Source organism: Alkalisalibacterium limincola (assembly GCF_008017755.1).
Taxonomy (GTDB): Bacteria; Pseudomonadota; Gammaproteobacteria; order Xanthomonadales; family Xanthomonadaceae; genus Alkalisalibacterium; species Alkalisalibacterium limincola.
This window is the reverse complement of sequence record NZ_VRTS01000004.1, coordinates 24,958-48,753: the sequence shown is the minus strand read 5'-3', so window position 1 is coordinate 48,753 and position 23,796 is coordinate 24,958. Positions and strand designations below refer to the sequence as shown.

At 68.1% G+C, this 23,796-nt stretch carries 20 protein-coding genes; 5 read left to right on the top strand and 15 right to left on the bottom strand.

Translation table 11 applies throughout. From position 1 onward, the window contains the following. Nucleotides 1-182: 182 nt before the first annotated feature. Genes FU658_RS07060 through FU658_RS07040 form a run of 5 tightly spaced genes read right to left on the bottom strand, consistent with a single transcriptional unit; the run spans nucleotide 183 to nucleotide 5,123 of the window. Complete coding sequence (locus FU658_RS07060) at nucleotides 183-2,282, bottom strand: type IV pilus secretin PilQ (protein ID WP_255505466.1); 2,100 nt, start codon at nucleotides 2,280-2,282, stop codon at nucleotides 183-185. Between the two features lie 18 nt (nucleotides 2,283-2,300). Beyond that, nucleotides 2,301-2,816 (bottom strand): pilus assembly protein PilP, encoded by a 516-nt coding sequence (locus FU658_RS07055; RefSeq protein WP_147891612.1) that lies wholly within the window; start codon nucleotides 2,814-2,816, stop codon nucleotides 2,301-2,303. 8 nt (nucleotides 2,817-2,824) lie between these two features. Then, complete coding sequence (locus tag FU658_RS07050) at nucleotides 2,825-3,466, bottom strand: type IV pilus inner membrane component PilO (RefSeq protein WP_147891445.1); 642 nt, start codon at nucleotides 3,464-3,466, stop codon at nucleotides 2,825-2,827. Further along, the gene (locus tag FU658_RS07045) at nucleotides 3,466-4,065 is read right to left on the bottom strand and encodes a PilN domain-containing protein (protein ID WP_147891444.1); all 600 of its coding nucleotides are present in this window, start codon (nucleotides 4,063-4,065) and stop codon (nucleotides 3,466-3,468) included. Before FU658_RS07045 ends, FU658_RS07050 begins: the two co-directional genes overlap by 1 nt. Then, entirely contained in the window at nucleotides 4,065-5,123 is a 1,059-nt protein-coding gene (locus FU658_RS07040) for a pilus assembly protein PilM (protein WP_147891443.1), read from the bottom strand. Before FU658_RS07040 ends, FU658_RS07045 begins: the two co-directional genes overlap by 1 nt. Before the next feature lie 272 nt (nucleotides 5,124-5,395). On the opposite strand from FU658_RS07040, the gene FU658_RS07035 reads away from it, so the two are divergent. Continuing rightward, nucleotides 5,396-7,888, top strand: a complete 2,493-nt coding sequence (locus FU658_RS07035; protein ID WP_147891442.1) for a penicillin-binding protein 1A — start codon at nucleotides 5,396-5,398, stop codon at nucleotides 7,886-7,888. A 45-nt stretch (nucleotides 7,889-7,933) separates the two neighbouring features. On the opposite strand, the gene FU658_RS07030 is transcribed toward FU658_RS07035, so the two are convergent. Further along, entirely contained in the window at nucleotides 7,934-8,251 is a 318-nt protein-coding gene (locus FU658_RS07030) for a hypothetical protein (protein ID WP_147891441.1), read from the bottom strand. On the opposite strand from FU658_RS07030, the gene FU658_RS07025 reads away from it, so the two are divergent. Beyond that, nucleotides 8,228-8,467, top strand: a complete 240-nt coding sequence (locus FU658_RS07025; protein ID WP_147891440.1) for a hypothetical protein — start codon at nucleotides 8,228-8,230, stop codon at nucleotides 8,465-8,467. The genes FU658_RS07030 and FU658_RS07025 overlap by 24 nt on opposite strands. 107 nt (nucleotides 8,468-8,574) lie before the next feature. On the opposite strand, the gene FU658_RS07020 is transcribed toward FU658_RS07025, so the two are convergent. Together FU658_RS07020 and FU658_RS07015 are read right to left on the bottom strand one after the other, a co-directional pair. After that, a complete protein-coding gene (locus FU658_RS07020; RefSeq protein ID WP_425477594.1) occupies nucleotides 8,575-9,873 on the bottom strand; it encodes a citrate synthase in 1,299 nt (432 codons plus the stop codon). Nucleotides 9,874-10,164: 291 nt separating this feature from the next. After that, nucleotides 10,165-10,407, bottom strand: a complete 243-nt coding sequence (locus FU658_RS07015) for a type B 50S ribosomal protein L31 (protein ID WP_147891439.1) — start codon at nucleotides 10,405-10,407, stop codon at nucleotides 10,165-10,167. Nucleotides 10,408-10,548: 141 nt separating this feature from the next. Here FU658_RS07015 and FU658_RS07010 point away from each other — a divergent pair, with 141 nt between their 5' ends. Continuing rightward, entirely contained in the window at nucleotides 10,549-13,917 is a 3,369-nt protein-coding gene (locus FU658_RS07010) for a mechanosensitive ion channel domain-containing protein (protein WP_187265983.1), read from the top strand. Nucleotides 13,918-13,954: 37 nt separating this feature from the next. Here the strand turns inward: FU658_RS07010 and FU658_RS07005 are convergent, their stop codons facing one another. The 7 genes from FU658_RS07005 to FU658_RS06970 form a co-directional block, all read right to left on the bottom strand. Next, nucleotides 13,955-14,878: a nucleoside hydrolase gene (locus FU658_RS07005; RefSeq protein ID WP_147891437.1), complete on the bottom strand. Its 924-nt coding sequence runs from the start codon at nucleotides 14,876-14,878 to the stop codon at nucleotides 13,955-13,957. Beyond that, the gene (locus FU658_RS07000; protein ID WP_187265982.1) at nucleotides 14,875-15,621 is read right to left on the bottom strand and encodes a class I SAM-dependent methyltransferase; all 747 of its coding nucleotides are present in this window, start codon (nucleotides 15,619-15,621) and stop codon (nucleotides 14,875-14,877) included. Before FU658_RS07000 ends, FU658_RS07005 begins: the two co-directional genes overlap by 4 nt. After that, the gene (gene recG / locus FU658_RS06995) at nucleotides 15,618-17,699 is read right to left on the bottom strand and encodes an ATP-dependent DNA helicase RecG (protein ID WP_147891610.1); all 2,082 of its coding nucleotides are present in this window, start codon (nucleotides 17,697-17,699) and stop codon (nucleotides 15,618-15,620) included. Before recG ends, FU658_RS07000 begins: the two co-directional genes overlap by 4 nt. 47 nt (nucleotides 17,700-17,746) lie before the next feature. Then, entirely contained in the window at nucleotides 17,747-18,130 is a 384-nt protein-coding gene (locus FU658_RS06990) for a RidA family protein (protein ID WP_147891435.1), read from the bottom strand. A gap of 41 nt (nucleotides 18,131-18,171) precedes the next feature. Then, on the bottom strand, nucleotides 18,172-20,739 hold the full coding sequence (gene rpoZ, locus FU658_RS06985; RefSeq protein ID WP_255505465.1) for a DNA-directed RNA polymerase subunit omega: 2,568 nt from the start codon (nucleotides 20,737-20,739) through the stop codon (nucleotides 18,172-18,174). A 90-nt stretch (nucleotides 20,740-20,829) separates the two neighbouring features. Further along, complete coding sequence (gene gmk, locus FU658_RS06975) at nucleotides 20,830-21,498, bottom strand: guanylate kinase (RefSeq protein WP_147891433.1); 669 nt, start codon at nucleotides 21,496-21,498, stop codon at nucleotides 20,830-20,832. Nucleotides 21,499-21,504: 6 nt separating this feature from the next. Continuing rightward, on the bottom strand, nucleotides 21,505-22,368 hold the full coding sequence (locus tag FU658_RS06970) for a YicC/YloC family endoribonuclease (protein ID WP_147891432.1): 864 nt from the start codon (nucleotides 22,366-22,368) through the stop codon (nucleotides 21,505-21,507). Between the two features lie 85 nt (nucleotides 22,369-22,453). Here FU658_RS06970 and rph point away from each other — a divergent pair, with 85 nt between their 5' ends. Both rph and rdgB read left to right on the top strand, forming a co-directional pair. Then, nucleotides 22,454-23,182 carry a ribonuclease PH gene (rph, locus tag FU658_RS06965; RefSeq protein WP_147891431.1) on the top strand — a complete coding sequence of 243 codons (729 nt, stop codon included), beginning with the start codon at nucleotides 22,454-22,456 and terminating at the stop codon, nucleotides 23,180-23,182. Between the two features lies 1 nt (nucleotide 23,183). After that, nucleotides 23,184-23,786 carry an RdgB/HAM1 family non-canonical purine NTP pyrophosphatase gene (rdgB, locus tag FU658_RS06960; protein ID WP_147891430.1) on the top strand — a complete coding sequence of 201 codons (603 nt, stop codon included), beginning with the start codon at nucleotides 23,184-23,186 and terminating at the stop codon, nucleotides 23,784-23,786. The last annotated feature ends 10 nt before the right edge of the window (nucleotides 23,787-23,796 follow it).

The following is a 23,796-nucleotide window of genomic DNA, read 5'->3' as shown; positions in this document are numbered from 1 at the left end:
GAAGGCGGAGGAAGTGTTGGTGCGTGGCCGTGGCGAGGGCCTGCGTGTCGGGCATGTCCATGGCTCTAGGGTAACGGGATTCGGTTGGATCGACCCCGGGGTCCGTTCGAGGTTCCCGAGCCTGTCCCGGAACGGACAAGGGCCGCACTTGGCGGCCCTTGTCCTGGTTTGCTCAGTGCAAGTCAGCGCTGTTCGATCTTTAGGATCCTTGGCGTGACGAAGACCAGCAACTCGGCCTTGGTGCTCGTGTTGCCCTTGCGACGGAACAGGTTGCCCAGCGCCGGAAGGTCGCCGAGGAACGGCACCTTGCTGAGATCCTCGCGGCTGGAGAACTCGTACACGCCGCCGATGACCACGGTTTGCCCGTTGTCGACCAGCACGCCGGTGGTGATCTCGCGCTTGGAGATGTTCGGCACGCTGTACAACGGGGTCGTGGTGAAGCCCTCGACCTCGTCCTTCTTGATGTTCATGTCGAGGAAGACACGGTCATCCTGGGTGATGGTCGGCGTCACCCGAAGCTCGAGGACGACTTCCTTGAACTCGACGGTGAAGTTTCCGGTACCACCGGCGCCCTGCTGCAGGGTCACGTAGCCGATCTCGTCACCCTGCTTGATCACGGCCTCCTGCTGGTTGGCGGTGATGATTCGGGGATTGGAAATCACCTCGCCGCGGCCTTCGGACTGCAGGGCCGCCAGCTCGAGGTCGAGCGTGAAACCGCCGCGCAGCAGGCTGAAACCGATCGCTCCCGCGGGATTGGTGATGGGAAGGTTCACATCGAATCCACCCGACTCGAAATCACCACGCGGGTTACGGATGTTCGTTGAGCTTGCACCCAGACGGACACCGAGGTCGCGGGCGAAATCCTCGGTCGCAATGACGATCCGGCCTTCGATGAGGACCTGCTCCACCGGCCGGTCGAGCATCGCCACCAGCGCCTTGACCTCGTCCACCTTCTGCGGGATGTCGACGATCAGCAAGGTATTGGTGCGACGGTCGAAGCTGACGCTGCCGCGAGGCGAAAGGAACCCCTGTTGGCTATCTCCAGCGCCGGCACCGCCACCCTGGGAGGTCTTGCTCTCCTCGGTCAGCAGCGAAGCGATGTCCTCGGCCCTGCCGTAGTTGATCGGGACATACTCCGAAATCAGTTCCGCGCGCTGCTCGAGTGCGATCCGGGCATCCTCGCGGGCCTGTTCGTACGCCGCCAACTCACTCTGCGGCGCCACCCAGATCACGTTGCCGTCGCGGCGCTGGTCCAGCGACTTGGCGCGCAGGACGATCTCCATGGCCTGGTCCCACGGCACGTTGACCAGTCGCAACGTCACATTGCCCTGCACCGAGTCCGACGCCACGATGTTGAGCTCGGACTCCTCGGCCATCAACTGCAGGACCGTGCGCACCGGGATGTCCTGGAAGTTGAAGGTGACCGGGCGACCGCTGTATTCGCGCGGGGCCGGACGACCGGTCGGCGCGGCCACCGTGGCCTCCGCACGTGGCGAGACTTCGAGCACGTACTGGTTGCCGGTCTGGTAGGCCATCGACTCGTAGGCACCTGCGGTGCTGAGGGTGAACCGGGTCGCCCCCTGGTGGGCACGGGGTTCGATGGTCTGAACCGGCGTGGCGAAGTCGACGACGTCGAGACGGCGCTCCAGCCCGGCACCGAGGCGTGCATTGGGCACGTCCAGCACCAGCTTGTCGCCCTCCGTGCGCAGATGCGCATCAGCCCCGTCGCCACTGAAGCTGACGATCAGTCGCCCGGAGCCGTCCTCACCGCGCCGAAAGTCGACGTTGGAGACTTCGACATCCGCCGGGAGGCGCTTGGACGGGTCGGCCGAGTAGGCGGTGGTGCCCACGGCCGCCCCACCCTGGGAGCCTCCAACGCTGATCACCAGGTTGTTGCCCTCGGTGCGCGTCTGGTAGTCGGCCGGGCGGAACAGGTCCACCACGACCCGGGTTCGCCCACCGGCTTCCACCGCGCTCACCGCGCTGGTCGCACCCGTACCCACCACCACCCGGCGCTCGCTGAGCCCATTGCGGGTATCGGCGAGGTCGAAGGCGATGCGCGGCGGACTCTCGGTGGTGAACGACTGAACGTCGCCCACGGGTCCGGAGAACTGCAGGATGATATCCACCTGCCCGCCAGCCCCCGGTTCGTGGCGAACCTGCTGCAGGATGTTCTCCGCAAAGGCAGGCACGGTGAAAGCAAGCAGCGCGATGGCTGCCGCCGCAAGGCCGGCGAAGCGCCCCAGCGGTGCTCCCTGGCGTGTCATGATCGTCGCGGTCATCGTATTTCCCCCAATCACTTAATCTTCCAGGGCGATCGACGCCCGGCGTTCCAGCCAGCCACCCGCGCCATCGGACACCAGCTCGACCACATCGATCCGGTCTTCGCTGATGGCCGTGATACGGCCTTCGTTCTGCCCGAGGTAGTTGCCCACGCGAACCCTGTGGACTACCCGGTCAGGCGTCATTACCAATCCCCGTTGCTGCTGCGTCCCGCCCAGCGTGCCCGACATCTTCAGGCTGTCCAGCGGGAAGGCTTCGAGCTCTTCGCGGCGGCGGTCGGGATCCGGTCGCGGACCGTCGCCGGCACCATCGCGCTGCGCGATCGGCGGACTGAACGGATCGCGGAGCCCCTGCGCGGCGTATTCGAACGTCTCGAACTGCTGCATGACCGGGATCCCCTCGAGTGGCGGCGCGGGTCGCGCCTTCACCTCGGCGATCCAGTTCTCCAGGTCGTTCGTGCTGCGGGTGCAGCCGGTCACCGCCACGAGGGCCAGCGCCACCAGCGTCACCCTGGCGTAAGGCTTAATCGTCATCTGCATGATCAGCGACTCCCACCGGCGGCAGGCTGCGCCTGCTCTGCAATCTCGTCGTCATCGAGGTAGCGGTAGGTGCGCACCGTGCCCTCGAGCACCAGGGCACCCGAGGCGGAGGTGATCGTGCCACCCGCACGCGGCTGCAGTGAAATATCGTGCATCGTCATGATGACGACCCGCGGCAGCGAGGCCACGCCGCTGACGAACGCGCCGAACTGATGGTAGCTGCCCACCATGCGAAGCGAGATCGGCTTCTCGGCATAGAACTCCCGCGGCACTTCCGGCCCCGGCTGGAACAACTCGTTGGAAATGCCGCTGGCCAGCGCGGTCTGCGAGATGTCCACGATCAGGTCGGGCATCTCGGTCCGGCTCGGCAGCTGCCGCAACATCTGCTGCAGCATCACTTCCATCTGCGCCAGCTGCTCCTTGAGCGGCTCCAGGTTCGATGCCCGCTCCTGCTTGGTCTGGAATTCGGTGCGCAGGTTCTGCTCGGTACGCTCCAGGTTTTCGATCTGGTCGCGCTTGTCGTTGATCAGGGCGAACCAGCCCACCAGCAGGATGAGCGCGGCGACGAACACGCACACCATCACCTTGTAGCCCAGCGGCCAGGTTCCGGCGTTGCTGAAGTCCTTCAGGTCCACGTTGGCCATTAGAGCGCCCCCCCTGCCGTACCATCGTCAATGATCACGCCGCTGTCCTCGTTCTGCCCCGGCGTGGCCATCTGGACTCGCAGGATGAACGCGAACGGCAGGGCATTGGGCCCATCACGCGCCTCGATGATCGAGAGGTCCGGACTTGTCATCCACTCCGAGGCCTCCAGGCTGCGCATGTAGGCACTGACCCGGGCGTTGGACTGGGCGTGGCCCTCAAGCGTCAGCTGCCGACCGCTTTGCTGGATCGACGACAGTTGCACGCCGTCGGGAATCGATCGCACCAGCTCGTCGAACAGATGCACCATCTGCGAGCGGCTGGCCTGCAACTGCTCGATGACTTCCTTGCGCGCGATCAGCTGCGCGCGGGTGCGCTCCAGCGCCTCGATCTCGGTGATCTTCGTGTCCACCTGGCGGATTTCCTGCTGCAGGAGCTGGTTGCGCGCCTGCTGACCTTCGATCTGGCCGTTGTGGTACTGCAGGATCAGGAAGAACACGATGCCGGCCCCGATGACGGAAGCGACCACCATCGCGACGAATTCCTGCTGTCGCTGCTTGCGACGCTCCGCGCGCCACGGGAGGAGATTGATCTTGGCCATCAGTCGAAGCTCCTCAGTGCCAGGCCACAGGCGATCATCATCGCCGGGGCATCCTGGGCAAGTGCGTGTGCCTGCACCCGGGGACCGAGCGACATGTTCGCCAGCGGATTCGCCACGACCGTCGGAACGCCGAGCTGCTCCTCGACCATGTCCGCAATGCCGGCGATGGAGGCGCAGCCCCCGGCCAGGACGATCTGGTCGATGCGGTTGAACTCGCTGCCGGCATAGAAGAACTGGAGCAAACGGCTGATCTGCTGGACCATCGCTTCCTTGAACGGCTCGAGCACCTCGACCTCGTAGCTCTCCGGCAATCCACCCTGGCGCTTGGCCAGGCCGGCTTCCTCGTAGCTCAGGCCGAAGCGACGCACGACCTCGTCGGTCAGCTGCTTGCCACCGAACACCTGTTCACGGGTGTAGATGCTGCGCTGGTTGCGCAACACGTTGAGGTTGGTCATCGTCGCGCCGACATCGACCAACGCCACCAGCGCGTCCTTCTGGACCGCGAGCTGGTCGGCGATGAGCTGGTAGGCGTTCTCCATCGCGAAGGCTTCGACATCGATGACCTTCGGGGCGAGCCCGGCCAGGTCGAGCGCCGACTGGCGGATCTCGACGTTCTCGGTGCGCGAGGCGGCCAGCAGGACGTTGATCAGCTCGGGATTGCCAGGTACCGGCCCCAGCACCTCGAAATCGAGGCTGACTTCCTCGATCGGGTACGGGATGTACTGGCGGGCCTCGAACTCGACCTGGTCCTCGAGCTCGTCCTCGCTGAGGTTGCCCTGGACCGGGATCACCTTGGTGATGACCGCCGACCCCGCAACCGCAGCCGCGGCGTGCTTGACCTTGCTGCCGGACCGGGCGAGGGCGCGCTTTATCGCGTCACCGACGGCCTCGACCTCGACGATGTTCTTCTCGACCACCGCGTTCGGCGGCAGCGGCTCGACCGCGTAGTGATCCACGCGATAGCGGCCACCGCTCTGGCTCAGCTGCAACAGCTTCACCGCGGTAGAACTGATGTCCACTCCAATGAGTGGTGGATTGGAATTCCCGAACAGACCCACGGTTTCTCCCCTTCCCCCGGGCGCTTACACGCGCTTGTTACGCAAGAACATTAAATAATGGTTTCGCGCAAAATGGCAACCTTCCGCGCCGCGGCAGTGACTTTCGCACGCCTTCCCCACATCCCCGAATCTTCCCCACGCCCCCTGTTTACGTGATCCGGACGACATTGTCGATGCCTTTTGTGACGTCCGACCACGATCCAAGCTTACCCGGGATCGCCACGACATCTATACTTCGGGATCACCCATGAACCCCCGGGATGGTCCTGCGGATGCCCCGAATTCGTCGCCTGATCAAATGGACAGCCTTGCTGGGCCTGCTCGTCGTATGCCTCGGCGTGGCCGGAGTCGGCGTGCTGTACTGGCTGATCGCACCGCGCCTGCCCGACGTCCACACCCTGCGCACGATCGAGTTGCAGGTGCCGATGAGCGTCTACGACAGCGAGGGCCGCATGATCGCCCAGTTCGGCGAGACGCGGCGCTACCCGGTGAGCATCGAGGAGGTGCCGGCGCAGGTGCGCCAGGCCTTCATCGCGATCGAGGACGCACGCTTCTACGAGCACCCCGGCATCGACTGGCGTGGCATCACGCGGGCGGTCTGGCTGCTGGCCACCACCGACGGCCGACGTGTTCCGGGCGGCAGCACGATCACGCAGCAGGTGGCCCGGCAGTTCTTCCTGAGCCCCGAGTACTCCTACACCCGCAAGGCCACCGAGATCTTCCTGGCCTTGAAGATGGAGCGGGAACTGAGCAAGGACGAGATCCTCGAGCTCTATCTCAACAAGAGCTTCTTCGGCAACCGCGCCTACGGCATCGCCGCAGCCGCGGAGTTCTACTACGGCAAGTCGCTCGACGAGCTGACCCTCGACGAAGCCGCCACGCTCGCCTCGATCCCGAAGTTCCCGTCCAGCGGCAATCCGATCGTGAACCCGCAGCGCGCGCTGATCCGTCGCAACTACGTGCTGCACCGCATGCACGAGGTCGGCTTCATCGACCAGACGACGCTGAGCATCGCCCAGGCCCTCCCGATCACCGCGAGGCCGCACGAGCCGCCGGTCGAGATCGAAGCCCCCTATGTGGCCGAGATGGTGCGCCAGGCCATGACCGAGCGCTTTGGCGCCGACGTCCTCAATGCCGGCTACCAGGTCCACACCACGATCGACGGTGATGCCCAGGAGGCGGCCAACCTGGCCCTGCGCGAGTCCCTGTTCGACTACGACCGCCGACACGGCTACCGGGGTCCGGAAGCCCAGTGGGAGATCGAGGACGCGAGCGACATCGAGACGCTGGCCGCGCGCCTTCGTGGCATCCCGGTCCTTGGAACGCTGCAGCCGGGCCTGGTCCTGGAAAGCAGCGCCGGCAGCGCGACCGTGCTGATGCGGGATGGCGCCCAGGTCGAGATCCCCCTGCAGAACCTGGGCTGGGCGCGCCCCTACATCGACGCCAACCGCCGCGGCGCGGCCCCGCAGCGCGCCAGTGACGTGATGGCCCCGGGCGACGTGGTCCGCGTGCGTCCGCCCACCGAGGAGATCGAGGGTTGGCGCCTGGCGCAGATTCCCGCGGTGCAGGGTGCCTTCGTGGGCCTGGATTCGGAGAGTGGCGCGCTGCGCGCGCTGGTCGGCGGTTTCAGCTTTGGTGCCAACAAGTTCAACCGTGCGACCCAGGCACAACGCCCGCCAGGCTCGAGCTTCAAGCCCTTCGTCTACGCCGCGGCCTTCGAGCGCGGCTTCCACCCGGCCTCGATCGTCCTCGACGCACCGGTGGTCTTCGTCGACCGCGCCGGCAACGAGTGGCGCCCGCAGAACGACAACCGCACCTTTGCCGGCCCGATGCGGCTTCGCAACGCGCTGGTCACCTCGCGCAACCTCGTGTCGGTCCGGCTGCTCGACGCGATCGGCGTGAACTACGCGCACCGCTACATCCTCAACTTCGGCTTCCGCCCGCAGAGCATCCCGGAAAACCTGTCGATGTCGCTGGGCACCGCGGCCCTGTCGCCGATGGAGGTGGCCACGGGCTATGCACCGTTCGTCAACGGCGGCTACCTGGTGGAACCCTGGTTCATCGAGCGGGTGGTCGACCGCGATGGCACCGTCGTGGAGGAAGCCAACCCCGCCCTTGCCTGCGCCAGGTGCCCCGAGCGTGGCGGCCGAAACGGTGCCGCGCCCACGGCGATCGACGGCTTCGACCTGGGACCGGCGCCTTCCGCGGCACCTGCCGAGGAGCGACCGGAATCCGACGACCTGGCCCTGGCCAACGGCGAGGCCGGCCGGGTGCTGGCCGAACAGGCGATCGATCCGCGCACGGCGTTCCTGATCAATTCCATGCTGCGTGACGTCGTGCGGCGTGGCACGGGACGCGGCGCCCTGGTGCTCGGCCGCGAAGACCTTGGCGGAAAGACCGGTTCGACCAATGAGCACCGCGACGCCTGGTTCGCCGGTTTCGGTGACAGCCTGGTCGGCGTGGCCTGGGTCGGCATGGACGACTTCTCGACACTCGGCGCTGGTGAGTTTGGTGCGCGTGCCGCCCTGCCGATCTGGAACGGCTTCATGGGGGCGGCGCTCGAGGACGTGGCCGAGCGCGAGTTCGAGCCGCCCGAGGGCGTGACCACCGCCTGGATCAATCCCGAATCGGGATGGCTGGTGCCGGCCGGTACGCCCGGGGCGATCAGCGAGTTCTTCAAGAGCGAGGACCTCAACCGGATGCAGGTTCGTGATCCGGCCGAGGAGCAGCGGGCGACCCAGCAGGAAGCTTTTGAAATCTTCTGAGGCCCGGCGGCGCTGGCGGCCGAGGCCGCCAGGATCATCAGCGAATCAGGCGACGAGGACCGCGCGCGGGTCCTGCGCAAGGCGGCAAGCCGGCTGGGGATCCGCGACCGCGCCGCATGGCCGGAGGACGCGGAAATCGTCGACGCCCTTGCCGAGCACCAGCGCCTGTTCCGGGGCGAAGCCAAGACGGACGCGCTCTCTGCCCGGCGCCTGGCGGCGGTCGAGGCGATGCGGTTCTTCGCCGCGTTCCACCCGCGCCTGACCGGTACGGTGCTCGAGGGCACGGCGGACGTCCACAGTGCCGTCTGCCTGCACCTTCACGCCGACGACGCCGAATCGGTGGATCGCTTCCTGATCGAGCACCGTATCCCCACCAAGGTGCGCGGCCGCCGCGTATACAAGCCCGGCGGCGGCGGCATCGACGTGCCGCTGCACGGCTTCCAGGCCGACGGCATCGCGTTCGAACTCACCGTACTGCCGCTGGCCTTCCTCCCCACCGGGCCGCTGGATGCCAACGGCGCCAGTGTCGCCGAGCGTGCCGACCTGCGCACGGTGCAGGCATTGTCCGACCTGCGCTGAGCCCAAGCGTTCCGACTGCCGCCGGGGATATGCCGGATCGGTTGCCCGGACAGCAAGACGCGCCCGGGCAGCCCCGGGCGGCGTCCGCATCCGCATGGCCTGTGGCGTCAGCCGCGCTGATCGACCGCCAGGTAATCGCGTGGCGTGGCACCGGTGTAGATCTGGCGCGGACGGCCGATCTTGGCCTCCGGATCGACCTGCTGCTCGAGCCAGTGCGACACCCAACCGGCGGTGCGGGCAATGGCGAACATCACCGTGAACATCTCCTTGGGGATGCCCAGCGCCTTGTAGATGATGCCGGAGTAGAAATCCACGTTCGGGTAGAGCTTGCGCTGGACGAAGTAGTCGTCCTTGAGCGCGGCCTCCTCCAGGCGCATCGCGACCTCCAGCAGCGGGTCGTCCACGCCCAGCTCCTCGAGCACCTTGTGGCACATCTCGCGGATGATCTTCGCGCGCGGATCGAAGTTCTTGTAGACGCGGTGGCCGAAGCCCATCAGGCGGAATCCGGAGTTCTTGTCCTTGGCGCGGTCGACGGCCGTGGACACCTTGTCCGGGCTGCCGATCTCCTCGAGCATCCTGAGGACCGCCTCGTTGGCACCACCGTGGGCCGGCCCCCAGAGCGCGGCAATGCCGGCCGCCACGCAGGCATAGGGATTGGCGCCAGTGGACCCGACCAGGCGCACGGTCGAGGTGGAGGCGTTCTGCTCGTGGTCGGCATGCAGGATGAACAGCAGGTCCAGCGCCTTGGCTGCCACCGGCTTGAGCTCCAGGGGCTCGGCAGGCACCTCGAACATCATGTGCAGGAAACGGTCGACATACTCGAGGTTGTTGCGCGGGTAGCGCACCGGCCAGCCGATCGAATGCCGGTAGCAGGCCGCCGCCATCGTCGGCACCTTGGCCATCAGGCGGATCGCCGCCATGCGACGCTGCTCGGGGTCTTCCAGGTCGAGGTTGTCGTGGTAGAAGGCCGACAGCGAGCCGACCATCGAACACAGCATCGCCATCGGGTGCGCGTCATGCCGGAAACCGTGCAGGAAGGTCTTCTGTGCCTCGTGCATCATCGTGTGATGCGTGACCTCGTGCTCGAACTTCGAGAACTCGGCCTGGGTCGGCAGCTCGCCGTCCATCAGCAGCTGGCTGACTTCCAGGAAATTCGACTTCTCCGCCAGCTGGTCGATCGGGTAGCCGCGGTAAAGCAGGACGCCCTCGTCGCCGTCGATGTAGGTGATGGCGGACTTGCAGCTGGCGGTGGCGGTGAAGCCGTGGTCGTAGGTGAAGTAGCCGGTTTCCTTCGGCAGGCGGCTGATGTCCACGCACGGCGCGCCCATGGAGCCGGTCAGGATCGGCATCTCGATGGACGTGTCGGAAGCGGGGTCTTTCAGCACCACGGACTTGGTGTCGGACACAGGCGGTCTCCTTGGAGCGATCGGTCGGCCAGGGCACCTGGACGCATCGACAAGGCGCCAACCAGCCGCGTGAGGGGTAGAGGCACGCCCGGGCAAGCCAGCGAACCTATCCCGGCATTATCGCATACGAGGGCGTATCCGTCAGGGCACCGGGTCCACACGCCGGAGGCCGCAGGGACCCCTTGCGCACGTCCAATCGAGGCTGGAAAACCAACGCGACAAGCCCCGCCACTGGCGGGGCTTGTCTGTCCACGCGATGATGCGCGCACCCGCCCGCAGGCGGACGCAGGCTTACTTGGCGTAGCGCTTGCGGAAGCGGTCGACGCGGCCACCCACGTCAAGCGACTTCTGCTTGCCGGTGTAGAACGGGTGGGACGCGGAGGTGACCTCGAGCTTGACCAGCGGGTACTCGTTGCCGTCCTCCCACTTGATCTTCTCCTTGCTGGAGATCGTCGAGCGGGTCAGGAAAGCGAAATCGGAGGACACGTCCTGGAAGACGACGGGGCCGTAGTTGGGGTGGATGTCGGCCTTCATGGCATAAGTCCAAGTGCGTGAGAAAAGACTGCCATGATAGCTTGTGTGCCAAGCCACGGGCAAGTAGGTACGCGAAACGGTATGAATGGAGCCATCGGAAAGGGTCGGATCGCGGGCGCGTGGTGGGCGCTCACGCTATGCGTGGCCACAACCTTCGCCCTGGGGGCCCCGCCGCGCGAGTCGCTGGGCCCCGAGATCGAGTCCCTGCGCGCCGAGCTCCCGGCAGGGCTGTCGGCTCCGGAGGCGGAGAACCTCGAGGGCTTGTTGAGCCAGGCCGAGGCCGACGATGCGGCCGCCGAGGCGGCGATCGAGGAAGCCCGGCGCCTGCGTGGCGATGCGGAGGTCGCAGCGACCCAGGTCGCGGCACTGGAGGCGCGCCGCGCCCGCGACCATCGCCGCGACCTCGACGAATGGCTCGCGCTGCTTCCCGACCAGGAGCCCGTGGAAAGCGCCGAGAGCCGTCTCCAGACGGCACGCGCCGACCTGGAAGCCAGCCGCCGCGCCCTCTCCCGGCTCCAGTCGGAACTGGCCGACCTCCTGGCCCAACCACGCGCGCTGGTGGACGAGCTTTCAGAGGCCAGGAATTCGCTTGAGGAACGACGCGACCGTCGCGAAAGTGCAGCGGTCACGGCAGCGTCCGACGCGACCATGCTGCAGCGCGCGCGGCTTGTCGCCGCCGATGCGGCGCTAAGGCGGACCGAAGCCCAGGTGGGGTTGCTGGAAGCAAGGCAACAGACCTTGCCCTCGCGGCAAAGGCTGCTCGAAGCCCGGCGGCGCAGCCTTGAGCGCGAAGTCTCGCTGGGGCAGCAACGCCTGGACGTATTGCAGGACCGCGCCGAGCGCTTCCGCGACGCAGCCGCGCGCGAACGCCAGAGCAGCCTGCTGGCGGCCCAGGAGGAGATCGCCGGCGAATGGCCGCAGCTGGGCGACGAGGTCGACACCAACCTGGAACTGATCGAACGCCTCGAGCGCCTGGAGTCACGGCTCACCTCACGCCGACAGGATGCCGAGGCCAGCGCCCGGCAGATGCAGGCGACCGAGGACGTACTCAGGAGCACGCGTTCGCGTCTTGCCCTGGAAGGCACCGACGAGGCCCTTGGACTGGTGCTGCTGGCCGAAAGGCGACGCCTTCCCGACCTGCGCCGGTTGCAGCGAGAACTCGACGAGGTCCGGCGCCAGTTGGCCAATGCCAGGCTGTCCGCGCTCGACCTCAACGACCGGATGATCGGTCTCGACGACGTGGATGCCGCGATCGCCCGGGCCCAGCAGGACGCCGGCGACGAGGACGCCGCCTCGGCCGAGCGCGACCCTGCGATGCTTTCGGCGCTCGAGCAGCTGCTCGACACGCGCGCACAACTGCTGCCCTCGCTGCTGGAGACCACCCAGCAGCTGGTCGGCGCGCTCGCCGAGCACGAGACGAGCCTGCAGGAGCAGATCGCCGTGACCGCTGAGCTCGAGACCCTGCTGGACCGCCGGCTGCTGTGGATCCCGAGTCATGCAACGGTCGACCTGGCGTGGCTGGCCCGCCACCCGGCGGGATGGTACGACCTGTACAAGCCGAGCCGTTTCCCGACCACCGCGAGGCTGCTCCGCAGGGCCATGGGTGAGCACTGGGACGTCGCCCTGGCCGGCGTGCTGCTGCTGGCGGTCATTCCCCTGATGCGCCGCCGGGTTCCCCAGCGCCTGGCCGAATGGGCGCGGCACCTGCGTCACGTCAACGACGACCGTTTCCGCTACACCGCCATGACGCTGGCCTTGACCCTTGTGGCTGCCCTGCCGCTGGCAATGGCCGTGTTCTCGCTCGCATGGATGTTGCAGAACGTGGGCGAGGCGGGACGCTACAGCGATTCACTGGGCCGCGCGTTGTCCGGGGTCGTGCCGACGATCTACGTCAGCAGCCTGCTCTACTGGCTGTGCCGACCCTCGGGTCTCGCCTCGGTGCATTTCCGCTGGACCGACGCGCGACTGCGGGCACTGAAGCTTGCACGCCGCTGGCTGCTGTGGGCGGTGGTGCCGCTGCAGTTCACGCTTGGCCTCGCTTTCATCCGCAACCTCGATCCGGCGCTGGACACCGCTGGACGCGACGCACTGCTGGCGCTGTGCGTGGTCCTGGGCTGGCTTGCCTGGCGGGTCCTTGCCCCCGACGGTCTGTGGGTGACCAGCGAAGGCGGCAGCCACCATCGCATGCGCCGCTTCGCGCGTGTCCTCGTCCCCGGGTCGCTCGCGGTCATGGCCGTGCTGGTGCTTACCGGGTACATGCTGTCGGCGGCCATGCTGGTCTTGAACTTCTGGCAGACCGCCGTGCTGTTGCTGGCGCTGGGGATCCTGCACGCGTTGGCCGCCCGCTGGTTGCTGCTCGGCGAACGTCGCCTGGCGATGCGTCGCTACCTCGAGCGCAAGGCCAGCGAAACCGACGCGGAGGCACAGGTGGAGGTGACGACCGAGTCCGGCGAGGTCATCCCCGACATCGAGCCCGACGAGGTCACGCTGCAGTCGGTGAATGCCCAGACCCGTCGCCTGCTGCGCGCCGTGGTGATCACCCTGCTCGGCATCGGGCTGGTGTGGGTGTGGGCAGGCTTGCTTCCGGCCCTGGGCCGGCTCGACGAGATCGTGCTGTGGCAGGTGTCCGCCGTGGATGGATCCGGCGTCGGCGTCCTCGAGGCGATCAGCCTCAAGGCGGTGCTCTTCGGGCTCTTCGCCCTGGTGCTGACGTTCATCGCGGCTCGAAACCTGCCCGGCCTGGTCGAGATCGGCCTGCTCTCGAGCGAAGCGATCGATGCGCCGACGCGCTACGCGATCACCAGCATCAGCCGCTACCTCATCGTCATCACCGGCATGATGATCGGCGTCGGCCTGCTGGGGGTGCGCTGGTCGCAGCTGCAGTGGATGGCCGCGGCGCTGACCGTTGGTCTTGGCTTCGGCCTGCAGGAGATCTTCGCCAACTTCATTTCCGGGATCATCCTGCTGTTCGAGCGACCGTTCCGGGTCGGAGACGTGATCACGGTTGGCGATCAACTCACCGGCACCGTGACCAAGATCCGCACCCGGGCCACCACCCTGCGCGATTTCGACAACAAGGAGATCGTGGTTCCCAACAAGACCTTCATCACCGGCCAGCTGATCAACTGGACCCTGACCGACACCCGGACGCGCATCACCGTGAAGGTGGGTGTTGCCTACGGTACGCCGCCGCAAAAGGTGCATGGACTGCTGCGCAGGGCGGCCGAGGAACACCCCCTGGTCATGAAGGACCCCGGCCCGGCCAGCTGGTTCATGGCCTTCGGCGCCAGTTCGCTCGACTTCGAGCTGCGGGTTTTCGTCAGCTCGTTCGCGGACCGGCTGGTCGCGCTCAACGAACTCAACATGCGCATCGCCGAGTTGTTCGCCGAACACGACATCGAGATCGCGTTCCCGCAGATGGACCTGCACGTGCGCGACCTGCCGCCGCGCCGGCCACCCCCCAAGCGGGAGTCCGACGACGGCGAGGCGGCATCCACGGCCGCCACCTGAGCCGACCTCGTCCCCGCCGTCTGCGGCGGGGCCTGGCTCAGGCTCCCAGCGCCGAACGCGCCAGCGCCTCGAATCGTTGCTGGTCGTAGCGGGCCAGGATCCCGGCCGAGTCCGGCCGGCCGCTGCGCCGTTGCCAGTCGACCACCGTCGCACCGCGGGTGGCATGTCCTGCGGTCTCCACCTGCAGGGGCCGCCAGTCGAGCTCGCCATGCGAGGGCTCGAGCACGAGGGCCATCGCCAGTGCGTCGGCGCACAGCCAGCGCTCGCCGCGCCGGTCTGCCGACCAGTCGCGGGTCTGGCGCGATATCGCCGCATAGAACGCCGCCCGGTGGTCACCCGCCTGCAGCCACTGCTCGAACTCCGACCGGTCGAGACCGTGCCTGAGCACCGCTTCCCAATCGACCAGCTCGTAGCGCTCGAACGCCGACAGCGCGACATGCGCCGCCTCCGGATCGAATCCGATGTTGAACTCCGTCGGCACCAGGGTATTCCCCTGCCCGGTGACCGCCCCGCCCATCACCACCAGGCGTTTGATCCGCGAGGGCAGCGTCGGGTCCAGGCGCAACGCCAGCGCCAGGTTGGTCATCGGACCCAGCGTGACGAGCGTCAGCTCGCCGGCATGCCGGTGGCTCAGGCGGAGCATCGCCAGTGCGGCGTGCTCGGACTCCGGTGCGCGTTTCGCGGGAAGGAAACCGGTGTCCCCGAAACCATCGCGCCCATGCACGTAGGACGCATCCGCCGCGGCATGGACCAGGGGCGTGGCGCACCCCGGGAACACCGGCACGTCGACGCCCGCGACCTCGCAAAGTTTCAGCGCGTTGGCCACGGTATTGGACAACCCCACGTTGCCCGCCGCGATGCACAGTCCGACCACCTCGACGTCGGGGTGCCCGAAGGCCATCAGCAGGGCCAGCGCATCGTCGATGCCGGGGTCTGTGTCGATCAGCAGGGGTCGGCTCATGGGCGTTCCTTGATGGCGGTCACTACGCGGCGGCCGTAGCCCCAGGGTACCCGCGGGTCCGGCTCGAGCAGGCGCACCTGGCCAAAGCCCGCCTGCGCGACGCGCTCGACGACATCGAGCCCGTAGTCACGAAAGCACAACACCCGGCCCTCTCCGCGCAACAGGTCGGTGTGGTAGGTCGGTGGCAGCAGGTGTTCGAGCTCCCCCCCGGCGATGCGCGCGCGCTCGATGGTGCCCGGACTGGCGGTCAGCGGCACGGTGAACACCATCACGCCGCCGGGCCTGAGCACGCGGAACAGTTCGGCGAACCCACGCCGGTCATCGGGAACGTGCTCGAACACCTCGGTGTGGGTCACCAGGTCGAAACTGGCATCGGGAAGCCCCAGCGCCTGCACATCCTCGCAACGGACCCCATCCCGCAGTTGCCCTGCAGGCACGTCGTCGAAGTACTCCGACACCTGCAGTGACCGGGAGTGCCTCCGCAGCCATTCCACCAGCGGCCCGCGCGAGGACAGCTCATAGGCGTCGCTGCGCGGGATCGTCCCGGCGAAGGGCCGCAGGGCCCATCCCATCGACAGATGCACCGCGCTGGCGGCGCAGCGCAGGCAGCGCACGCCGGTTTCCTCGGCGCGCAGCCGCACCAGGAACGTCGGCCCGCAGAAAGGACAGGTGCCGCCGCGGACGCGAAGCTGCCGCGGCTGCAGCAGCCGCAGGCCGGAGCGGAGTCTTCGTAGTGGATTCATGCGCCGGCAAACCTTACCGCACTGCCGATCCAGCGCTCGACCACGGCGTCGGCTACCTGCGGGCATTCTTCCAGCAATCGGTCGGCGAGATCGCGGACCACGGGCAGCATGTCGCAGTCGCGGGCCAGGTCGGCGACGCGGAACTGGGCCAGGCCGGTCTGGCGCGTCCCCAGCAGCTCGCCCGGACCGCGCAGCTCCAGGTCTTTCTCCGCGATGCGGAAGCCATCGCTGGTCTCGCGCATCACCTCGAGGCGGTCACGCGCCAGGGCCGACAGCGGCGCCTGGTACAGCAGGACGCAGGTCGAGGCCTCCGCACCCCGCCCCACCCGCCCGCGCAGCTGGTGCAGCTGCGCCAGGCCCAGCCGTTCCGCGTTCTCGATCAGCATCAGGGACGCGTTGGGCACGTCCACCCCCACCTCGATCACCGTCGTCGACACCAGCAGGTCGAGCTCGCCGGCCTTGAAGGCACGCATCACCTCCTGCTTTTCGCGCGGCTTCATGCGCCCGTGCACCAGGCCCACGCGCAGTTCCGGCAGGGCTTTCCCGAGCTGTTCGAAGGTGGACTGGGCCGCCTGGGCCATGACCTCGTCGCTGTCCTCGATCAGCGTGCATACCCAGTAGGCCTGCCGGCCCTGGGCACAGGCGCCGCGGATGCGCTCGACGACCTCGTCGCGGCGGTCGGCGCTCACGGCCACCGTGCGCACCGGGGTGCGTCCGGGGGGAAGTTCGTCGATGACCGACACGTCCAGGTCGGCATAGGCGGTCATGGCCAGCGTCCGCGGAATCGGCGTGGCGGTCATCACCAGCTGGTGCGGCACGCTGTCGCCACCGCGTCCCTTGTCGCGCAGGGCGAGGCGCTGGTGCACGCCGAAGCGATGCTGCTCATCGACGATGCACAGCGCCAGGTGCGCGAATGCGACCCCCTCCTGCATCAGCGCGTGGGTCCCCACCACGACCTGGGCGCTGCCATCGGCCATCGCGGCCAGGGCCTCGCGGCGGGCCCTGCCCGCCACCTTGCCCGCCAGCCACACGACGTTGATGCCCAGGGGCTGCAACCAGCCGCGGAAGTTCTCCAGGTGCTGCTCGGCCAGCAGTTCGGTCGGCGCCACCAGCGCCACCTGGGCACCGGCCTCGACCGCCATCACAGCCGCCAGCGCGGCCACCACGGTCTTTCCCGAGCCGACATCGCCCTGGACCAGGCGCAGCATCGGCTCACCACGGCCCAGGTCAACGCGGACCTGGTCGAACACGCGTCGCTGTGCCGCCGTCAGCGCGAAGGGCAGCACCTCGAGCAAGGCCGCAGGCAGGCGCCCCGATCCACCGAGCGGCGTGGCTCCGTGGCGCTGCAACTGCATGCGCTGGCGCCGCAGGCTAAGCGTATGGGCCAGCAACTCCTCCAGCGCAAGGCGCCGCTGCGCCGGGTGGCGACCCTCCGACAGCGCCACCAGCGAGGTGCCCGGGGCCGGGCGGTGCATCGTCAGCAGCGCCTCGCGCAGGCCGGGCAAGTCCAGGCCGGGCCACATCCGTGCCGGCACCAGTTCCAGCTCGTCGGCGGGCGGAAGCTGCTTGAGCGACTCCGCGGCCAATCGGACGACGACGCCGGGCCCGACCCCTTCGATCGCGGGGTAGACCGGATCGAGCGTGTCGTTGAGCGCGGGGTCCTCGTCGTCGGCAAGCAGCCGGTAGCTCGGGTGGACGATTTCCAGCCCCTGCCCTCCGGCACGCAGCGTGCCGTAGACACGCATGCGCCGGCCCGGCTGGAACTGGGCGACCTGCGCGGCGCGGAAATGGAAGAAGCGCAGGACCAGGCTGGCCCCCGACCCATCGGCGAGCACGACGCGCAGCGTGGGGCGGTAGCGGAAACCCCGCTCCACCGCCTCGATCCGGCCTTCCGCCTGGGCCACGCCGCCGGGAAACAAGTCACGCATCGGCGTGATCGCGGTGCGGTCCTCGTAGCGCAACGGCAGGTGCAGCCAAAGATCCTGCAGCCGGGTGATGCCGCGCGCAGCAAGCTTGGCGGCCACCCTGGGCCCAACGCCCGGCAAGCCGGTCACGCTGGCATCGGCACCACGGGCCATCGCCGACGGTGGTGCGGCACTGCGCCGGGCGGCCACCTGCGAGCGGCTCAGTCCAGCACCATCACCGCATCGACCTCGACCCTGGCACCGCGCGGCAGGCCAGCCACCTGGATCGTGGAGCGCGCCGGGAAGGGCTGGGCGAACACCGAGGCCATCACCTCATTGACCGCATTGAAGTCGGCAAGGTCGGTCAGGTAGATGCCTACGCGAACGATCCGGTCGAGCGAGCCGCCAGCCGCCTCGCACACACCCCGCAGGTTGTCGAACACCTGCCGCGCCTCGGCGGCGATGTCGCCGCTGACCAGCTCCATCGTGGCCGGCACGAACGGAATCTGGCCGGACAGGTAGACCGTGTTGCCGGCACGAACGGCCTGGGAGTAAGGTCCGATCGCGGCCGGAGCCTGCTCGGTGGAGATCGCGGTCTTGCTCATGGCGCTTCCTCGTTGTCAGGAAGGGAAGCTTACCGGAGCCGCTACAGGCGCTGTACCCCGTGCAGCACCGACAGGCGTCGCAGGCGGCGGATCACGTCGGCGAGGTGCTTGCGGTGGCGCACCTCGATCATGAAGTGCAGCACCGCCATCGACACGTCGCGCTCGCGGTACTCGACACTGTCGATGTTCGAGTCGCTCTCGGCCACCGCGGCCGCCACCTGGGCCAGCACCCCGGGCCGGTTCTCGACCTCGATGATCAGGGCCACCTTGTAGTCGCCCTCGACCTGGCGATCCCAGCCGATCGGCACCCAGCGGTCGGGGGACTTGCGGTACTCCGACACATTGCGACATTCCAGGCGGTGCACGACCACGCCCTTGCCGGTGGTCAGGTAGCCCATGATGTCGTCACCGGGGATCGGATGGCAGCAGCCGGCGAAGCTCAGCACGCCGCGCTCGGTGCCGGTGATCAGGATCTGCTCGCTGGCCATGCCACCGCCGTAGGGCTGGGCCGGCGTGGCGCTGCCCTCGGCGGAAAGCACCTGCGCCACCTGGGCCGGCATGCGGTTGCCCAGCGCGATGTCCGCCAGCAGGTCCTCCATGCGGCGGTAGCGCTGCTCGCCCAGGTAGCGTTCGAAACGCGCCGAAGGCACCCGGTCGAGCGAAGTGTCGAGCGCCTCGAGCGCGCGGTCGAGCATCCGGTGGCCCAGCTTCACCGCGTCCTCGTGTTCCAGGCGCTTGAGATGGTGGCGGATCGCGGTGCGCGCCTTGGACGTGACCACGTACTCCAGCCACTGCGGCCCCGGCGCCGCCGAAGGCGCGGTGATGATCTCCACCGTCTGGCCGGAACTGAGCTGGGAACGCAGCGGCACCAGCTTCTTGTCCACGCGCGCGGCCACGGCGTGGTTGCCCACGTCGGTGTGCACCGCGTAGGCGAAATCCAGCACCGTCGCATTGCGTGGCAGCGACAGGATGTCGCCCTGCGGCGTGAACAGGTAGACCTCGTCCGGGAACAGGTCGACCTTGACGTTCTCCAGGAACTCGATCGAGGAGCCCGCGTCCTGCTGCGACTCCAGCAGCCCACGCACCCAGTCGTGGGCGCGGTTCTGGGCACTGGAACTGGCCGAGCTCCCCGACTTGTACATCCAGTGGGCCGCAATGCCGCGTTCGGCGATCAGGTCCATCTCCTCGGTGCGCAACTGCACCTCGACCGGCGAGCCGTAGGGCCCGAAGAGCACGGTGTGCAGGGACTGGTAGCCGTTGAGCTTGGGAATCGCGATGAAATCACGGAAGCGCGCGTCCACCGGCTTGTACAGGCCATGCACCGCGCCGAGGCCGAGATAGCAGTCCGAGACCTTCTCGACCACGACGCGGAAGCCGAACACGTCCATGACCTGGTCGAAGCTCTTGTGTTCGTTGCGCATCTTGGAATAGATGCTCCAGGGCGACTTCACCCGGCCGATCAGGCGATGCTTGAGGCCCTCGCTGGCCAGCTTGTGGGAAAGCTGCACCTCCAGCTTGGTCATCGACTCGCGGCGCACCACCGGCTGGCTGGCGATGCGCTTGGACACCACCTCGTAGCGCCACGGGTGCAGCGAGCGGAAGCCATGGTCCTGCAGTTCGGACTTGATCTTGTTCATGCCCAGGCGCTGGGCGATCGGGGCATAGATCTCCAGCGTCTCGCGGGCGATGCGACGGCGCGACTCCGGCCGCATCGCATCGAGCGTGCGCATGTTGTGCAGGCGGTCGGCGAGCTTGATCAGGATGACGCGCAGGTCCAGCGCCATCGCCAGCAGCATCTTGCGGAAGCTCTCGGCGGCGGCCTCCTGGCGGCTGCGGAAGCGCACCTTGTCGAGCTTGGTGACGCCATCGACCAGCTCCGCGACGGGCTCGCCGAACTCGCCGGAGATCACCTCGCGCGGCAGCGGCGTGTCCTCCAGCGCATCGTGCAGGATCGCCGCAGCCAGCGTCTCCCAGTCCATCCGGAGCTCGGCCAGGATCCCCGCCACCGCGACCGGATGGGTGATGTAGGGCTCGCCGCTGCGCCTGGCCTGGCCCTCGTGGGCGTCGGCGCCGATCTCGAACGCGCGCCGCACCTTCGCCACATGATCGGCGGAGAGGTATTCCGATAACCTGCGCTCGAGGTCCCGGTAATAGGCCGGGAGCGTCGAGCCGGGCACGGCTGCGGCGGAAGGCGTGGAAGTCATCCAAGGAGCGTACGCGCGCGTCCGGGCGCCGGCAACGCCCACGACAACGCCCCGACAGCTGCCGGGGCGCGATGTGAAGGGCGGTTGCGGCCCCGTCGGGGCCGCCGGATCAGATGTCGTCGCCGACCTTGTCGTCGTCGACCACTTCCGCGGCAGCCCATTCCAGGGCTCGCGCTCGGCGCGCTCGCGCTCGGAACGCTCTACCGCATCGATAGTCGCCTCGTCGATCGAGCGCGCGGCGATCTCGCGCAGCGCCAGGACGGTCGGCTTGTCGTCATTGCCGCTGTTGTCCAGCGTCGACTCGACGCCCTTGGACAGCTGGCGGGCGCGCTTGGATGCCATAAGCACCAGCTCGAAACGGTTGTCGACCACGTTCAGGCAGTCTTCGACGGTGATACGGGCCATGGGTTCTCCTGAGGCCGGCCGGGACCGACTTCATCTAATAGCGGGGATGACCGCATAGTGTAAGCCCAGCCCGGCGCCCCCGCAAATGCATCACTCCGGGGCCAGCAGGGTCGCCAGCAGGGCCGCGTGGCGCTCGGCCTGGACCTCGCGGCGCAGCCGGTGGGCCACGAAGATCGCCTCGAGCTCGTCGACCGCGGTGTCGAAATCGTCGTTGACGATGACGTAGTCGAACTCGTGGAAGTGCGACATCTCCTCTCGGGCCGCCGCCAGGCGCCGGGCGATGACCTCCTCGCTGTCCTGGGCGCGCTTGCGCATGCGCTGCTCCAGGGCCTGGCGCGAGGGCGGCAGGATGAACACCGACACCGATCCTTCCAGCTTGGCCCGGACCTGCTGGGCGCCCTGCCAGTCGATCTCCAGCAGCACGTCGTGGCCGGCTTCCAGGGCCGGCTGCACGGACTGCCGGGCAGTGCCCTTGAGGTCCCCGTGGACCTCGGCGAACTCGAAGAAATCGCCGGCCGCGACCATGTCCCGGAAGCACTGGGCACTGACGAAGTGGTAATGCTTGCCGTTCGCCTCGCCGGGCCGCGGCGGCCGCGAGGTGAACGAGACCGACAGCGCGATGTCGGGCTGCCGTGCCAGCACCGCATTGACCAGGCTGGACTTTCCCGCGCCCGAAGGCGCCGCGACGATGAACAGGTTGCCGCGCGGACTCACCGCGCTGCTCCGTGGGGCGTCGGGGTCAGGGCGTGTGGACGGCATTCGTGGTCATTCAATGTTCTGCACCTGTTCGCGGATCTGTTCGATGAGTACCTTGAGCTCGACGGCGGCCTGCGTGGTGCGGCTGTCCACCGACTTGGAGCCCAGGGTGTTGGACTCGCGATTGAACTCCTGCAAGAGGAAATCCATGCGCCTGCCCACCGCTTCGCTGAGCCCCAGGACCCGCCGGGCTTCGCCGACGTGGCTGTCGAGCCGAACCAGCTCCTCGTCGACATCGAGCTTTTGCAGCCACAGCACGAACTCCTGCTCCAGACGGCCCGGCTCCAGCGGCTGCGGAAGGTCGGCCACGCGCGCGTTCAGCTTGGCCTGAAGCGCCGCGCGGATCTCCGGCAGCCAGCCGCGCACCTGCGCGACCACCTGCTCGATGCCGTCCAGGCGCTCGGCCAGTGCCCGGCCCAGGTTGGCGCCCTCGCGCTCACGCGCCTCGATGAATCCCCCGAGCACCTCGTCGAGCAGCGCAAGCGCCTCCGCCTGCAGCCCGGCCTGGTCCAGCCGCGCCTCCTCGAGCACGCCCGGGAAGCGCAGCAGGTCGGTGAAATCGGTCTTGAGTCCGGGGAAGCTGTTGCTCAACGACACCGCCACCGACGAGAGCCGCTCGACCAGCGGCCGGTTCAGGCTGATGTCGGCCTGGGCGGCGCCCGCCGGGCGGAAACGGAAGCCCACGTCGACCTTGCCTCGCGAGACCAGGCCGGCGACCCGCTCGCGCAGCGCCGGCTCGAGCGTGCGCAATTCATCGGGCAGCCGCACCCCGAGTTCGAGGAAGCGGTGGTTCACCGCCCGAATCTCGCAGGAGAGCGCACCCCATTCGGTGCTGCGCTCGCCAGCGGCAAAGGCGGTCATGCTGCGGATCATCCCGTGGCTCTCCCTTGGCCCGCCCGAAACGTCGGGCAGGGGGCGAATGGTAAACTTTCGCGCCCCGAAGCAGGAAACCACCCGAATGTCCGACCCCCGCCCCAGCGGCCGCGCCGCCGACGAGCTGCGCGAAGTGCGCCTCGAGCGCCATTTCACCCGCCACGCGGAGGGCTCGGTGCTGGCCTGCTTCGGCGAGACCCGGGTGCTGTGCACCGCCAGCGTCGAGACCCGCGTGCCGGGCTTCCTGCGCGGCAAGGGCGAGGGCTGGGTGACCGCCGAGTACGGCATGCTGCCGCGCGCCACCCACACCCGCTCCGATCGCGAGGCAGCGCGCGGCAAGCAGGGCGGACGCACGCTCGAGATCCAGCGCCTCATCGGCCGCAGCCTGCGCGCCTGCATCGACCGCAAGGCACTGGGCGAGCGCACCATCACACTGGACTGCGACGTGCTGCAGGCCGACGGCGGCACCCGCACGGCGGCGATTACCGGCGCCTATGTGGCGCTGGTCGATGCCGTCAACGGGCTGCTCAAGCGCCGTGAAATCACCCGCGACCCGATCCACGGTGCGATCGCCGCGATCTCCGTGGGCATGTGGCGCGGCACGCCGGTGCTCGACCTGGACTATGCCGAGGACGTGGCCTGCGACACCGACATGAACGTCGTCATGAACGATGGCGGTGGTTTCATCGAGGTGCAGGGCACGGCCGAAGGCCATGCGTTCCGCCGCAACGAACTCGACGCGCTGCTGGGATTGGCCGAGAAGGGCATCGCCGAACTGGTGGCCGCGCAACGTGCGGCGCTGGCGGACGCCTGAGATGACGACGCGCCTGGTCGTCGCCACCGGCAACCCGGGCAAGCTCGCCGAGCTTCGCGCCCTCCTCGATGATGCCGGCATCGCCGTGGACGGACAGGACCAGCATGGCGTCGGCGACGTCGAGGAAGACGGCCTGACATTCCTCGAAAATGCCCTGATCAAGGCCAGGCACGCCGCACGCGCGACCGGCCTGCCGGCACTGGCCGACGACTCGGGCCTGATCGTGGACGCGCTCGGTGGCGAGCCGGGCCTCAAGAGCGCCCGCTTCGCAGGATCGCCGGTGGACCATGCGGCGAACAACGCCCTGCTGCTGGAACGGCTGCAGGGCGTGGTGCCGGGGCGACGCACGGCGCGCTTTTATTGCGTGCTGGTCCTGCTTCGCCACGCCGAGGACCCGCAGCCGCTGATCGCCGAGGGCATCTGGCCGGGCAGGATCCTCGAGGCCGCGCAGGGCGAAGGCGGCTTTGGCTACGACCCGCTCTTCGAGGTCCCCGGACACCGCTGCAGCGCCGCGCAACTGGGCCCCGAGGCCAAGAACCGCCTCAGCCACCGTGGCCGTGCGCTTGCCCGGTTGCTGGAAAGGCTCCGCGAACAGCCGCTGTGAGCGCCACGGC